Origin of the sequence: Hallella seregens ATCC 51272 (assembly GCF_000518545.1) — a bacterium.
Taxonomy (GTDB): domain Bacteria; phylum Bacteroidota; class Bacteroidia; order Bacteroidales; family Bacteroidaceae; genus Prevotella; species Prevotella seregens.
Map to the genome: position 1 here is coordinate 44,627 of NZ_JADU01000010.1, position 14,344 is coordinate 58,970.

Annotated in this window: 7 protein-coding genes; 2 read left to right on the forward strand and 5 right to left on the reverse strand. The window is 59.0% G+C overall.

Annotated elements, in window-relative coordinates; all coding sequences use genetic code 11:
- Positions 1-14: 14 nt before the first annotated feature.
- On the reverse strand, positions 15-1,346 hold the full coding sequence (gene fucP, locus L888_RS0104455; RefSeq protein ID WP_027952007.1) for an L-fucose:H+ symporter permease: 1,332 nt from the start codon (positions 1,344-1,346) through the stop codon (positions 15-17).
- Between the two features lie 192 nt (positions 1,347-1,538).
- Between fucP and L888_RS0104460 the strand changes: the two genes are divergently transcribed.
- The gene (locus L888_RS0104460; protein ID WP_027952008.1) at positions 1,539-4,364 is read left to right on the forward strand and encodes a bifunctional fucokinase/fucose-1-phosphate guanylyltransferase; all 2,826 of its coding nucleotides are present in this window, start codon (positions 1,539-1,541) and stop codon (positions 4,362-4,364) included.
- Positions 4,365-4,391: 27 nt separating this feature from the next.
- A complete protein-coding gene (locus tag L888_RS0104465; RefSeq protein WP_015310581.1) occupies positions 4,392-5,261 on the forward strand; it encodes a GSCFA domain-containing protein in 870 nt (289 codons plus the stop codon).
- 96 nt (positions 5,262-5,357) lie between these two features.
- Here the strand turns inward: L888_RS0104465 and L888_RS0104470 are convergent, their stop codons facing one another.
- The 4 genes from L888_RS0104470 to L888_RS0104485 form a co-directional block, all read right to left on the reverse strand.
- Positions 5,358-7,826 carry a glycoside hydrolase family 127 protein gene (locus L888_RS0104470; protein ID WP_027952009.1) on the reverse strand — a complete coding sequence of 823 codons (2,469 nt, stop codon included), beginning with the start codon at positions 7,824-7,826 and terminating at the stop codon, positions 5,358-5,360.
- Positions 7,827-8,087: 261 nt separating this feature from the next.
- Entirely contained in the window at positions 8,088-11,066 is a 2,979-nt protein-coding gene (locus tag L888_RS0104475) for a beta-L-arabinofuranosidase domain-containing protein (RefSeq protein WP_245594819.1), read from the reverse strand.
- Between the two features lie 77 nt (positions 11,067-11,143).
- Entirely contained in the window at positions 11,144-12,466 is a 1,323-nt protein-coding gene (locus L888_RS0104480; protein WP_027952011.1) for a DUF6055 domain-containing protein, read from the reverse strand.
- 82 nt (positions 12,467-12,548) lie between these two features.
- Positions 12,549-14,309: a RagB/SusD family nutrient uptake outer membrane protein gene (locus L888_RS0104485; protein WP_027952012.1), complete on the reverse strand. Its 1,761-nt coding sequence runs from the start codon at positions 14,307-14,309 to the stop codon at positions 12,549-12,551.
- Positions 14,310-14,344: the final 35 nt, after the last annotated feature.

Here is a 14,344-nt window from a genome sequence, read left to right on the forward strand (position 1 = left end):
CCTGCGCCAGCCCGCTACACGGCCAGCTTGCGGCTCCGCATGCCGTAAGCGGCAATGACCATAAAGCAAATCATAGGAACCACAAACGAAAAATTCATGGCGGGCAGCCCCAGCACCCGCCCCTCTACATCCATGATGGCAGCCTGAACGGGCGGGATGACGCTACCGCCCAAAATGCTCATCACCAGGCCGGCACCGGCAAATTTCACGTCGTCGCGGATGCCCGTCAGGGCGATGCCATAGATAGTGGGGAACATCAAACTCATGCAACCCGACACCGACACCAGGCACCACAGCCCCACTCTACCGTCTGCAAAGACCACGCCCACCAGCAACAGCAGGGCGGTAGCAGCCAGCAGAGCGAGCAGCGTGCCGGGGTTGACGAACTTGAGGAAGTAGGTGCACACAAACCGGCCCACGGCAAACAGTGCCAGCGCGCCCAGGTAATAATAGGTGGTGAGCTGGTGGGCCGCAGGCTCGGCCATGCCTTCCAAGTCGCAGAACACGTGGTTGCCATAGTACATGATGTAGGCCCAACACACCGTTTGCGCCCCTACATAGAAGAACTGGGCCACCACGCCGCGGCGGTAATTGGGCAGCCTTGCCAGCCGTCCCACGGCTGCCCACAGGCTGCGCCGCTCGCCGGTGTCGCCGGTTTTGGGCATGCGCGTGAGGGCAATGGCGGCCAACAGTGCCAGAATCACGATACCGATGTAGAGATAAGGCTGCACCAGGATGTCGAGGTCGTGGGCTTTGATGGCCTCGAACGCCGCCGGTTCGCCAGCCTTGAGCCGGGCGCGCAGCGCACTGTCGGCCGGGTTGAGCCCCGCCGACACGTAGGTTAGGGCGACGAATGCGCCCGAAATGGCTCCCACGGGATTGAATGCCTGCGCAAAGTTGAGCCGTCGGGTGGCCGTGTCGGCCGAGCCCATACAGTAGACATAAGGGTTGCAACTGGTCTCAAGAAACGAGAGGCCGCAGGTCATCACGAAGTAGGCGGGCAGGAAAGCCAGGAACAGTCCCGAGGCCTTGGCCGGGACAAAGGCCAGCGCGCCCACGGCATAGAGGGCCAGGCCCAGCATCACACCGGCCTTGAACGAATAGCGCTGGATGAACATGGCCGCCGGAAAAGCCATGCAGAAATAGCCCAGATAGAAAGCCACCTGCACGAAACTGCTCTCGAATTTGCTGATTTGGAAGATTTTTCCAAACGAGGAAACCAGCGGGTTGGTCACGTCGTTGGCAAAGCCCCACAGGGCAAAACACAGGGTAATCATGAGGAACGCCAGCAGAAAGCTGGTGCCGTCTTTCTTGAAAAGTCCGTCCGGACGCGATGCTGTCTTCATGTTTGTTGAATAGGTGTCAGGTCGATTCTGCCGTGGCAGGGCCGTCTGGCAGCCCCGTCGCGTGGGTCAAAGGCCCATGGTTTTGGCGCAAAAATACAACAAAAAGGCGTTATCACCAAAATTATTTTGTATTTTTGCGGGCAAGGGCACGGCCGCCAAGGCGTGCCCGCAAACCACTTAGAGACCCCACGCATGAAGAAACTGCTCTCGCTTCCCCCCAATCTCGTAGAATGTTTTCATGACATCACCGGCTGTGACCCGGCCGAATGGTTCTGCGCCCACGACCCCGTGGACCGCAAATTGGGCTCCGGCGGCGGCACCGCCTGGCTGCTACTCAAGGCCCTGGCCGGCTGCCCTTCGGCCGAGGGCAGGCTGCGGCCGGGCGACCTGCAACGGGTCCTCGACCGGCTGCCACAGGAAAAGCACATCCTCATCCACGCCGGCGGGCAGAGCCGCCGACTGCCGGCCTATGCCCCCTCGGGCAAGATTCTCACCCCCCTGCCCGTGTTCCGCTGGGAGCGCGGACAGCGGCTTTCGCAAGACTTGCTGCAATTGCAGCTGCCGCTCTACGAGCGAATCATGGCGGCTGCACCGGCCCGGCTGCACACCATGGTGGTGAGCGGCGACGTCTATATCCGCGCCACACAGCCCCTGCAGCCCATCCCCGAGGCCGACGTGGTGTGCTACGGGCTGTGGCTGGGCCCCGAGATTGCCAAGGACCACGGCGTGTTTGTCTCCTCGCGGCAGCGGCCCTCGGAGCTGGAGTGCATGCTGCAAAAGCCCACGCCAACCGTGCTGGGCCAGCTGCTCAAGGACCATTACTACCTCACCGACATCGGTGTCTGGCTGCTTTCCGACCGTGCCGTGCGCGTGCTCATGGAGCATGCCGTGGCCCACGACCGGGTAACCGACTACGATCTCTACGGCACCTTCGGCTGCTGTCTCGGCACGCGGCCCACCGTGCACGACGCCGCCGTAGCCCAATTGTCGGTGGCCGTGCTACCGTTGCCCGGCGGCGAGTTCTACCATTTCGGCACTTCCCACGAGCTGCTCTCGTCCACACTGGCCATCCAGAACTTAGTGAACGACCAGCGGCGCATCATGCACCACTCGCGAAAGCCCCACCCCGCCATCTTCGTGCAGAACGCGCTCGCCGAGTGCCGGCTCACCGAAAGCAATGTGAACATCTGGATAGAGAACAGCCACGTGGGCCCGGACTGGACGCTCTCGCGCGAGAACATCGTCACCGGCGTGCCCCGCAACGACTGGGCACTCACGCTGGAGCCGGGCCAATGCGTAGACCTTGTGCCCATGGGCGAGGCCCACTGGGCCGTGCGCCCCTATCGCTACGACGACCGTTTTGACGGCAACCTGCAGCAGAAGCCCCTGTTCCCCGTGGCCGAAAGCGTGGAGGCCGCCGGGCAGCTGCTGGCCTGCATGCTGGGCCAGGACAGGTCGGCCGAGGCCCGTGCCCGTTTCGAGCAGGCACCCAAGGTGAGTGCCGAGCAAATCTCGGCCCGGGCCAACCTGCGCCGGCTCACGGCGCAGCGCACGCGGCTGCGGGCCGAAGCCTGGCCGCGGCTGGCCCTGAACTACGAGCACAGCATCTTCTACCAGCTCGACCTGGCTGACGCCGCCCGCGAGTTTGCCCGCCACCACATGGCCGAACCGCCGGCCATCGACGCCCGTGCACCGCTCATGACCCGCATCCACGACGCCATGTTCCGCTCCGAGCTGGCCCGCCTCAACAGCAGCGACGGCCAAGGCGGCCTCGCGCAGGAGGAGCGGGCCTTTGCCCTGCTGCGCGAGGGACTGGCGGGGCCCACACCCGCCGACGGGCCCGCGGCGGCCTTGTCCACGGGCGCCACCGCCATGCCGGGGGCTCCGGCCGCCGGCCGCCGCGTGGCCACCGACCAGATTGTGTGGGCCCGCAGCCCCGTGCGCATCGACATTGCCGGCGGCTGGACCGACACCCCGCCCTACTGCCTCATGGAGGGCGGGAGCGTCATCAACCTGGCCATAGAGCTCAACGGCCAGCCGCCCATCCAGACCTACGTGAAGCCCTGCGCCGAGCCCCACATCATTCTGCGCAGCATCGACCTCGGGGCCACGGAGACGGTAACCACCTATGAAGAGCTGGCCGACTGCGACCGCGTGGGCAGTCCGTTCTCCATTCCCAAGGCGGCGCTCACGCTGGCCGGCTTCGGCCGCGGCCGGCAACCGGCCGGACACGCCACGCTGCGCGACCATCTGCGGGCCTTTGGCTCGGGCATCGAGCTCACGCTGCTCTCGGCCATCCCCGCGGGCAGCGGTCTGGGCACCAGCTCGGTGCTGGCCGCCACAGTGCTCGGAGCCCTCAGCGACTTCTGCGCACTGGGCTGGGACAAGCAGACCATAGGCCGCCGCACGCTCGAATTGGAGCAGATGCTCACCACAGGCGGCGGCTGGCAGGACCAGTTCGGCGGACTGCTGCACGGCGTGAAACTGTTGCAGACACAGCCGGGATTCGAGCAGACACCCTCCGTGAGGTGGCTGCCCGACGGGCTTTTCACCCAACCCGAGTACCGTTCCTGCCATTTGCTCTACTACACGGGCATACGGCGCACGGCCAAAACCATCCTTTCCGAGATTGTGCGGCGCATGTTTCTCAACCAGCACGACGAGCTCATGCTGCTGCGGGAGATGAAAGCACACACGATGGAGATGTACGAATCCATCCAGCGGCAGGACTTCGAGGCCGTGGGGCGACTGGTTCGCACGACCTGGAAACAGAACCAAATGCTCGACAGCGGCACCAACCCCGACGAGTGCCGACGGCTCACACAGCTGGTGGACGACCTGTGCCTGGGCTACAAACTGCCCGGGGCGGGCGGCGGAGGCTACCTCTACATGATGGCCAAAGACCCCGAGGCGGCCGCCCGCATCAAGGCCATCGTTGACGAGCACTCCCTGCGACCCAACGCCCGATTCGTGGACATGAGCCTGAGCCGGCACGGGCTGCAAGTATCGAGAAGCTGAACACCCTTGAAGCTCAAGAAGAACATCATGGATTTCAGAACCATTGTAGACATTCCCGCCGCGCCGTGGCAAATCATGCCCTGCGAGCGCATGCTCTTCGTGGGGTCGTGCTTTGCCGACAGCATGGGGCGGCGGTTCGAGCAGGAAAAGTTCCGCACCGTGGTGAATCCCTACGGTGTGATGTACAATCCGGCCAGCATCCTGCACACCGTAGAGCGGCTCATCGCCGAGGGCGGCATGCCTTTCCGTGCCGACGAGCCGGGCACGGCCGTCTTTACCCTCGGCACCAACCGCGTGTACGTGCTCAAGGAAACGGGCGAGATTGTGGACAACTGCCGCAAGCGGCCGCCGCGGCTCTTCGAGGAGCGCAGCCTCGGCACCGCCGAGTGCGCCGACTGCCTGCGCCGCAGCATCGGCCTCATCCGCCGGCATTTCCCCGCTGTGCGCTTCGTGCTCACGGTGAGTCCCATCCGCTATCGCAAGTACGGCTACCACGGCAGCCAGCTTTCCAAGGCCACGTTGCTGCTGGCCGCCGACAGCGTGGTCTCGGCGGCGGCGGCCCCTCCCGGGGACGGCGGTGAGAGCCGCGACGGGGCGTTGTACTACTTTCCCTCCTACGAGATTGTGAACGACGAGCTCCGCGACTACCGTTTCTACGCCCCCGACATGCTGCATCCCTCGGCCCAGGCCGTGGACTATATCTACGAACGCATGGCCGAGACGCTTTTCGCCCCGGCCACCCACGAGTTTCTGCGGGCATGGAAACCCATTCGCGAAGCCCTTGCCCACCAGCCGTTCCACCCGGAATCGGCCGAATACCAAGCCTTTCTGGCCAAGGCACGCGAGCAGGAGCGCGAGCTGATGCAGCGCGTGGAGGCCGCCAGGCGGCCGCGATAACGCCGCAACGGCGATGCGGCGACGGCGCAAACGCCGCGCGATTACAGCGCAAAGGCCCCGCGATAATACGTTTATCGCGGGGCCTTTGTGTCGTTGTCATTTCACCATCCACTCGAAGAGGCCCGACGAGTGCTTCTCGGGCTGCTTCACGTCGAGCCTGATGGCACGCGTCTTCACCGGGTCGAAGTGCACGGTGCAGGCCGCGCCGCGCTGCGTGGGATAGGCGTCGGCATGGGTCACGGGGTGCCAGTTGCCGGCCTCGTCCTGATAGTTCAGCGTCCAGCTGTCGGGCACCTTGCAGCCGCCCCACGGCTGGTCGTCGTACCAGTAGACGGTGCTGGTCTGCACGGTCTTGGGCTCGGGGAACGTGTAGGTTATCCACTCCGTGGTGTTCTGCTTGGGCCACCAGTGGAAATAGGGCACGCTACGGTCGTTCTCGTCGGCGGGCACCAGTCCGTCGGCAATGCTGTAGAGGCTGCGGGTGGGCGTGGACGAGGCTATCTCGGCCTGTGAGGCCAGCGTGACCGGCACGGCGGGGCGCGCGGCACGCACGTCCTGCGGCAGCCACACCTTCATGTTGCCGTTGCCGCGATGGGCCCAGGCGAAGTAGGGAATGAGCTTCAGCGTCACGTCGTGCGTGGCCAGCCGGCCGTCCTTGTCGTAGGCCAGCGTCTGGGCGGGCGTGGAGAGTGTCTGCACGGCGAGGCCGCGATACTGGGTGAGGCGGCCTTTCAGACTGTCGGCGATGAAGCTGTCGTAGGGCATGGAGCCCTGGGTGAAGACGGGCTTCTGGCCCACGAGCACGTTCATGAGATCGAACGCATTGTCGGGCCATTCGGCGGCGTAGACCAGGGGGCCGCGCTCCACACACACCTGTCCGCGGTCGGCCTCCACCTTGTTGTTGGCCCTCACGGTGCGCACCGGCATGTCGAAATGCACACACACCACGTCGCCCTTGCGCCAGTTGCGGCGTATGGTATAGTAGCCGTCGGGCGTGAGTTCGGCCGCCGCGGGCTGGCCGTTCACGGTCACGCTGTACGTAGGACGCAGCTCGTCGCTGTAGGCATAGAGGTCGGAGGGCACGGGCTTGTTGCGCACCCAACCGGGAATACGAATCTTCATGTCGAACACGCCGGCCTTGTTGCCCTCCACTTTCAGGGCCACGTCGCCGTCCCAGGGATAGCGCGTGTCCTGGCTGATCGACACCCGGCGGCCGGCCACATCAAACTGCGAGGAGCAGCTGAGGAAGAGGTTTACGTAGACGCTACGGTCGCGAACGGCATAGACATAGCCCGGAAGCGACGGCAGGAAGCGGCACACATTGCTCGGACAACAGGCGCAGCCGAACCATGCCTGACGCTGGTGCTGGCCCATGCTCTCCAGCGGATTGGGGTAGAAGAAGCCGCCGCCGTCCATCGACACGCCGTCGATGAGCCCGTTGTAGAGCGTGCGTTCCAGCACGTCGTAGTACTTGCTTTCGCCGTGAAGCAGGAAGAGCCGGTAGTTGACGTAGACGTTGCCAATGGCGGCGCAGGTCTCGTTGTAGGCGCTCATGTTGGGCAGTTCGTAGTTCTTGCCGAAAGCCTCGCCGTTGCTGGTGGCCCCGATGCCGCCTGTGATGTAGAGCTTGCGGCCCACGATGTTGTCCCAGATGCGGTCTATGGCGTGGATATAGGCCGTGTCGCCCGTGAGGGCGGCCACGTCGGCCATGCCGGCATACATGTAAGTGGCCCGCACGGCATGGCCCACAGCCTCGTCCTGCTGGAGCACGGGCAGGCGGCTCTGGGAGTAATCGTTCTTGATTTCTGTCTTTCCACGGTAGTCGAGGAAGAACTTGGCCTCGTCCAGATACTTGCGGTTGCCCGTGGCCAGGTAGAGCCGGCACAGGGCCATCTCGGCAATCTGGTGGCCCGGAACCACGCAGGCCTGTCCGGCACGGGGGCCCACCTCGCGCACCACGCAGTCGGCATAGCGCGTGGCAATGTCCAGAAACTTGCGGCTTCCGGTGGCTTGCCAGTGGGCCACGGCTCCCTCGACCATGTGTCCCAGGTTGTAAAGCTCGTGGCTCAAGTCCTCTTCCTTGCTCCATCGCGTGGCTCCCGCCCAGCCGTGTGGGTGCTTGGGGTTCTGCGTGCGGGCGGTGTAGAGGTAGCCGTCGGGCTCCTGGGCCGCCCCGATGATGTCGAGCACGCTGTCGATGTAGTGCTTCAGCCGGGCGTCGGGATAGGTCTGCAGGATGTAGCTGGCCCCCTCGATGGTCTTGTAGGGGTCGGTGTCGTCGAAGCTGAGAGGCATCAGCTTGTTCACGTCGTAGCTGTCGCTGGGGTGCACGGCCCGCTCAAAATTCTTGTAGCGGCCCTCTGTCTCGCACTTGCTGAAGGCCAGGGGGATGGTGACGCGCCGCGACGTCTCCAGGCGTTGGCCCCAGAACGTGTTGTTCCACAGCTTGACCGAGGTGAACGGCACCGGCGTGATGGGATAGCCCGGGGCCGCCTTCGGCTTCCCGGCTTGCACCGCCATGGCCAGCGTGGCCACGGCGACGGTCATGATAAGATTCTTTTTCATCGTATGGTATTGGTGTTGAAGTTTCGGACGTTGGCATGGCTTGAGCCTCCGTACAGGCGTATGCCATGCCTTTGCAAACTTACGCAAAAAACGGGTAAAACGCAGGAAAAATTCGTCTAAAACGGTGAAAATTTCGTCTCCTATCGCCGTTTTGGACAATCGTCGCATGCTTTTGGTGGCTCGTTGGACGCTTCAAGGAGACCGTGTCCTTGTTGCAACACAGTCTCCTTTGCAGGTCTTTGCAGGTCTGGAACGGGCTTTTTACTGTCCCGTAGCCTTTTTCAATCTCTGGATGGCTTCCTTGATGAAGTCATGTGTGCCGCTTCCGTCGGTCACGTATTTCATCACCATTCTGCCATAATCCACCGCCTCACGAAGTTCTTTGCTGCTGTTCCCGTCGGACCGGCCCGCGCGGGAGAGGAGGGCCGAGAGCGGCCGAAGGTCCTCCATCTCGGCCAGATTGCCCGGGCGCATGGTGTTGATGGCCTTGTTGAGCATGGAAGCTGTTCCCTCCAACTCGTCCTGCGTGATGTCTTTTTTATCCTTGGCCAGCACCTCCTGCGCCTGCAGCATGGCCTTGACCATCCGCTCATAGCCATGCGGCGCCCAAGGGGCGTGCTCCGGTTTCGTCGCCATCGCATTCCATTTCTCCTGGTCAGCCTTGCGCTGCCTGGCCATGTCCACAAGCGATTTCAGTTCCGAAAGGTCGGCCACGGCATTCTTGTCGGCTGCCGTGGCTTCCATGTCGGTGAAATGAATGCGGTAGTAATGGGTGGAGTTGACGTTACGATAGTAGTCGGGCTGGAAGACTTTTCCGTTCAAGGAGAGCGTCAACAGGTTGGCGTCCGCCCCTGTCTTCACGCCGTTTCCCTTGCCCTCCTCAACCGTTTTCAGATAACTGTCCACGTCAAGCGTGGCCTCTTTCCAGATAGCAGAGCCCGTTCCCGTCATCGCCAGCGGCCCATACATCAACGTTCCGACCCAGGCGGTTCGCAGCGGAGTGCCGTCCATGCTTGCCACTTCGCTGGTCAATTTGTCGGCCCCATACTCGATATGCTTGGTGAAAGGCATGTCTATCTCCACGACATCGCCCGCTTTCCATCTGGTCTTCTCCAAAGCCACATAACTGCTTGGCCTGAAAAGCTGTTTCACCTTCTTGCCGTTCACCTTGACCTCAAAACCGCCGGTGGCCCAGTAAGGCACGCGCAGCTTGAGGGTGAACTCGCCCTTGCCCTCGGCAATTTTGATGGCTGTGTGCTGGGCCGGCCACGCGCACTCTTGCCTGATGGTCAAGCCCTTTGCCTTCCAATGGAGGGTGGTCGGCATGTAGAGGCCTACCCAAAGCGTGTGGTCGTTGGCGAAATAGGCGGCTGCCTGATACTTGGTGTGGTTCTCCGAACCGGTTCCGCCGCAGCAGGTGCTCTGCGGGGTCTCGTTGCCAAAGGGCTTGGTGGCGTTGAGCCCTACGGCATACTGGTAGCAGGTCTCATACTTGTCGGGGTTGAGCGAACCGACAATCTGATTGTAGAGTCCACGCTCATAATAGTCCATGTATCGGGCGTCGTCAGGGTTGTAGCAGTTCAAGTCGCTCGTGAGTTTCAGGAGATTATAGGTGCAGCAAGTCTCGTTGATGTCGGGATTGGCCTGTCGCCCGCCCTCCTGCATGCCGTTGGTTGCCATGCTCAGTATTTGCGTATAGGGCTGTCGGAACATTTCGCCGTTGCCCACACCGCCCGTGGCATACATGTATCTGCCCTGCACCAGATGCCAGAAGTTCTGCGAAAGATGGTAGTAGAACGGATTCTTGTTGGTCTTGTAACTGCGCAACGCCCCCACAATCATGGGAATGTGCTGGTTGGCATGGCGCGTTCGGATGTCGTCCACGTTCTTGCACAAAGGGTTGTAGAACTTGGGGGCGTCGAAACAACCGGCCGCCTCAATGAGCTTGGCCTTTTCTCCCGGGTCGGAAACCATCTCGGACAGGCGGGCCAGCGACTCGCTCATGCCGCCAACCTCGCCTGCAATGTACATGTCCCACATCTCGTAGCGGTTGCCCGGCTTGCTGCGACGCTCGGCTTCGGTGCCATCTTCCTTGACGTAGGTGCGATAGTGCATGCGGTTCCACACCCACAGGCCCATGTCCTTGGCCGTCAAGAGCGCCTTGTCGCAAATGGCCTTGTCGTCGAAATAGGTGGCAATGTCGATGAGACCGGCCAGCTGCTTGTGCACGCTGTAATAGGGCGCCCAAACCCAATCGCTGTTGTTATAGGCACGATACATCTCGATGAGTGCACAGTGCTGGGCGGGAATAGCATTGATATAGCCATAGCCGTACTTTTCGGGATGCTTCTTGTATTGGTCGAATGCGTCCCAAGTGCCTTTCAGGCCCCGCAATTCCTCCTCGGGTGCGAAGTCACGGGCCTCCCAATAGCGGTTCAAGGCTTTGTCGAACACGAACGTTTTCTCTTGGCAAGCACGCAGTTCGTTCACCATCCGCGTGATGTTCTTGCGGAGAATGGCCTTCTGCCGCGGGTCTTTCGTCACGGCATAAGCCTGGGCTATGGCCGACATGTAATGGCCGGAGCCGTGTCCCTTGAGTTTTGTGTCGGGAGAATCCCAACCGTCGCTTCGGGTATAACCGTCGGTGCTAAGCCCGTATGTGTCGCGATAATTATAGAGTTGCTGGCTCACGTCCCAAGAACAAATCTCGCGCAAGGCCTCATCGCGGTTGTGGGTGAGCCGGTTGTCGCCGTCCAGCGTCACGTCGGCAAGAGAGAAAGCATGGGCCATCTCCTGCCCGGGAGCGGCGACGGCAGTGGCGACAACCCTGACTTGCGCCTTGATGGGATAGCCTTTGTCGGTGGTTGCATCGCCTATGATGTATCCGTTCACCTCATAACGGCTTCCCTCGGGATGCTTGGCATGGTCTGTCTCGCCCTTTTCTTCGGCCAGCGACGAGTTGCTCCATCTTGCCTGCCGGTACTCCGCGGCACCGTCTGAATAGACAACCCACACCCTGAAAGGGAGCACCGGCGACGTTCCCACAGGGCAGTCCACGACCATGGGACTAACCTCGGCTATGGAACGAGGCCTCGAATAGTCGGGAACGAATGTATGGCCCACATTCAGGTGGCGTTTATCCTTTGCAGATTTAGCCTTGCCATGTGCAAACAATGGTGTTATGGCCAGGAAAGCACAACACGCCGTTCCTAAGAACATCATAAATAGTTTTGAATTCATACTTCCACTTTTTTCTTGGCGAATGCTATTTGCAGTCAGTAGCATCGCCTCTTTTTGCACTAATAGTCAAATATTACCTACCTTATCTTCACCTCGTATGGGAATCGACGGGAAGAGGGATCTTGGGAATGGTTGGTTGGCGCTCCCATGACAACCAGATAGAGGACTTTCAGCGACTGGTTCCGGGGGGCGGCAAAAGTAACTTCTCCTTTGACAGCCTCTCCCACCTGTCCATAAATGCACCGGTCGTCTGCGGTCACTCCTACCAAGCCATAGCGATAGCCGATGGAGTGCTCCACTTTGCCCTTGCTGTTACTCCGGACCAAAGCACGGAAACCAACCGTGACCTTCTTACCGCTTTGCGGTACATCCAGCCGGATGGCGTTGAAACCATAATTCTCGGGAATGCAATCCTCGGCAGGGCGCAGACAGCCATTCGTCTGCTTCTGCATCGGTGTGGAGAATGTGCAAGCATACTCTCTTGTCTCCCTGCGGGCATAGTCGAAATCGAAGTTTACCAAATGGCGATAGCAGTCGAACATCTCGTCGTTAAACTGTTTCTGTGTCATGCCATACTTGCGTTTGTAGGTGATGACGGGGTCCTCGCCCAGCTTACCCTCGCGAAAAAGCTGGGCAATGCTTGGCAAACCATGCTTTTCGGCCCACCACTCTATGACGTATGGCGAATGATAGATGTTCTCACTATGCAGAAATCCCTTGTGGGTAAGTTTTTTGAATGCCTCGAAATGGTAGTTCTCATCGGTGAGCCAGTCGGGATTAACCCTCCATAACATCCACTGCGACGTCATCTCGAAGAACCCGGTCCCACCCCATGCCTCACCCGCACGGTCGGCCATAATCTGGGCCTGGAAGCTGTGTCCCAGCTCGTGGGCCAGGCAATTGAGCTTCCTGTCCTGGATGCGGTTGGGGGTCACCCACAAGGCACCGATGAAGTTGTCAAACGTTCCGCCATAGGCTGTTCCCTCCAGTGAATAGTTTACCATCACCATCATCTTGTATTTCTCGCAAAGGCTGCCCGGCAAAGCAAACTTCAAAGTATCACGGAAGAACCGGTAGAAACGCTCCACCCTGTTCTGTAGGTTGCCAATATCGAACTTCATGGGCTGGCCGTCGAGCAAAGGGGGATTGGAGGTGTCGTCGCCGAACGGCTTCTCCCAAAAGTAAACTACATTTTGTGTTTGTGCGCTGTGCCGCCAGCACCATCGGGCATTGTCGTCATTGAAATCGTATGGTTTCAGCGAGTCGGGCACGAATACGAGTTTCTGCGTCGCCGTCGTCGGATTCTCCGAAGGTACAGAAAGAGCTTCAAAAGGGTCTTGCGCCATGGCAGGCCACACGGCAGTAGCCGTCAGTGTCATGGACAGTAAAAGCTGTTTCATTGCTGATAAGATACAGTTATTGAGCAATTATTTAGAAGAGGGGGTTGTGTCTTTTAGTCCTCCTCTTTGTTTATAATAGTACTTATTTCGTGATTGACAATCCCAACTGATTGTCCCAATTGAGATACCAGTTGTTGGGATTCTTTAGGTCGACGGCAATTATACCTTGCATCTCAGCCAATTTTTCTGCTCCCCGTCGCGCATATACCCTGTCAGCAAGATAAGAAGGGGCGTTGCGGCGCAAAGCCACACGCATCAAGTCATAGAATCGGGTTCCCTCAAAGGCACACTCCAAGGCACACTCGTCCATGATGAGGTCTTCAACGGCATTCTGTTCCTCTTCCGCCGTATCACGTTCCGGGTAGAGGTAATAGTCGTTGTATTCCGTCCAACCTGCCCCACGAGAATGAATACCTATCGTATTCTCCGTGGAAGCGTTCGCCTTTGTTCTGAGGATATACTTACTTGTAGGGAAATCAAACTGTTTCAAGAAAGCCTCTTCCTCCGGATAATATGGAATAATGTCGTTTTCTATAACGTTATTGTTTACCCCTGTCTTCAGAATGGAGAATGCAAAACGAGGGAAGCCGGCACGGTTCAGAGCCTCTGCCAAACGGAGATACACCATGGCACATCTGTAGATGCGCACATTGCGTCCGCTATACTTCTGGCATTCTATGAGTTTGTCTACTTTTGCACCGCTTACCGCTACGTTTACAGACCTTTCCGTATAAAAATCTGAATAGCGAAGGTCGCCACTCTTATCGTCTACCAGATTGTCGGGTGCGTATACGATTTCATTGGCAGAGTTGACATGGCAATACTTCTGCACTCCCGACAAATTTCTCAATGCCTGCGAAGATACAATGGAAGCCTGATAATTGTTACTTTCCCTTGCATTAAAATAATTCTGCAAATGGCTATAGTTGCCCTCTGATGGTATGGAGTCGCCAGGAATCACCGTGATAACCTCTGAATCGTCGGCTATGCTCTCTGTATAGAAACAATGGGTTCTCCATGTACCTAATGTGGTTTTCCACTTGGTATCGCCTTTCATCCATGAGACTTGGTAACCTCCTATTGGATAGGCCGAGTTCGCCCCGTTGCGAGTGGAAATGTATTTATAGTAGCACCATGCTGCCTGACGATAGTTGCCGGCCCAGAGATTCAAGTCTCCCATCAATACGTAGATTGGGAAGAAGAAGAGACGTGAATCATTGCTACGGATTGTACCATAGCTGGGGCGCTCCACATCTGCGTAAGGTGCGATGTCGTTGATGAAATACTCACAGATGCCTTTGATGTCTTTCATCTCATACTGCTTGTCGTTGTCGTCCTTGGTCAAGACAGGCTCCGTAACGAGTGGCACCTTGCCGTAGTTGAGCACCAACTGCAAATATGTCCAAGCCCGGAATGCCTTTACTGCGGCATACTCCTTGCGGAAGATATATTCGTTTCTGTTGTTCTTCAAAGCAGTGTCCGCATTGGCAAGGAAATAGTTGCAGTTGTTGATGACCATATAATAGTCGCGGGGCGAGTTGTATTGATTGTCGGTCGAGACATTGAAGTTGGAAATCTCTCTCAAATCGGCAGAAGTGTTGCTACGCACATCCACCAGGTCGCCACGCAATTCTCCCAAGAGGACAGTGCGGTCTGCCAAGGCCTGTATCTTGTTCATGATGCCGATTACGGAATAAAGGGTATCAGAAGCGTTGTTGAGGTGCTCCTTGTCGGAATAGATCACACGATCCGACTTCTGGTCGAGCAAGTCACCGCATGAAACAAGCACTTGTCCCAGCCCTCCACACAATACCATTAGGATGATATATAATATCTTTTTCATATCGTTTGCTTTTTAAAGTTTTCTATATGCTTGTG

Coding starts and splice junctions, on each gene's coding strand:
- fucP (WP_027952007.1), bottom strand. CDS start 1,346: ATGAAGACAGCATCGCGTCCGGACGGACTTTTCAAGAAAGACGGCACC.
- L888_RS0104460 (WP_027952008.1), top strand. CDS start 1,539: ATGAAGAAACTGCTCTCGCTTCCCCCCAATCTCGTAGAATGTTTTCAT.
- L888_RS0104465 (WP_015310581.1), top strand. CDS start 4,392: ATGGATTTCAGAACCATTGTAGACATTCCCGCCGCGCCGTGGCAAATC.
- L888_RS0104470 (WP_027952009.1), bottom strand. CDS start 7,826: ATGAAAAAGAATCTTATCATGACCGTCGCCGTGGCCACGCTGGCCATG.
- L888_RS0104475 (WP_245594819.1), bottom strand. CDS start 11,066: ATGAATTCAAAACTATTTATGATGTTCTTAGGAACGGCGTGTTGTGCT.
- L888_RS0104480 (WP_027952011.1), bottom strand. CDS start 12,466: ATGAAACAGCTTTTACTGTCCATGACACTGACGGCTACTGCCGTGTGG.
- L888_RS0104485 (WP_027952012.1), bottom strand. CDS start 14,309: ATGAAAAAGATATTATATATCATCCTAATGGTATTGTGTGGAGGGCTG.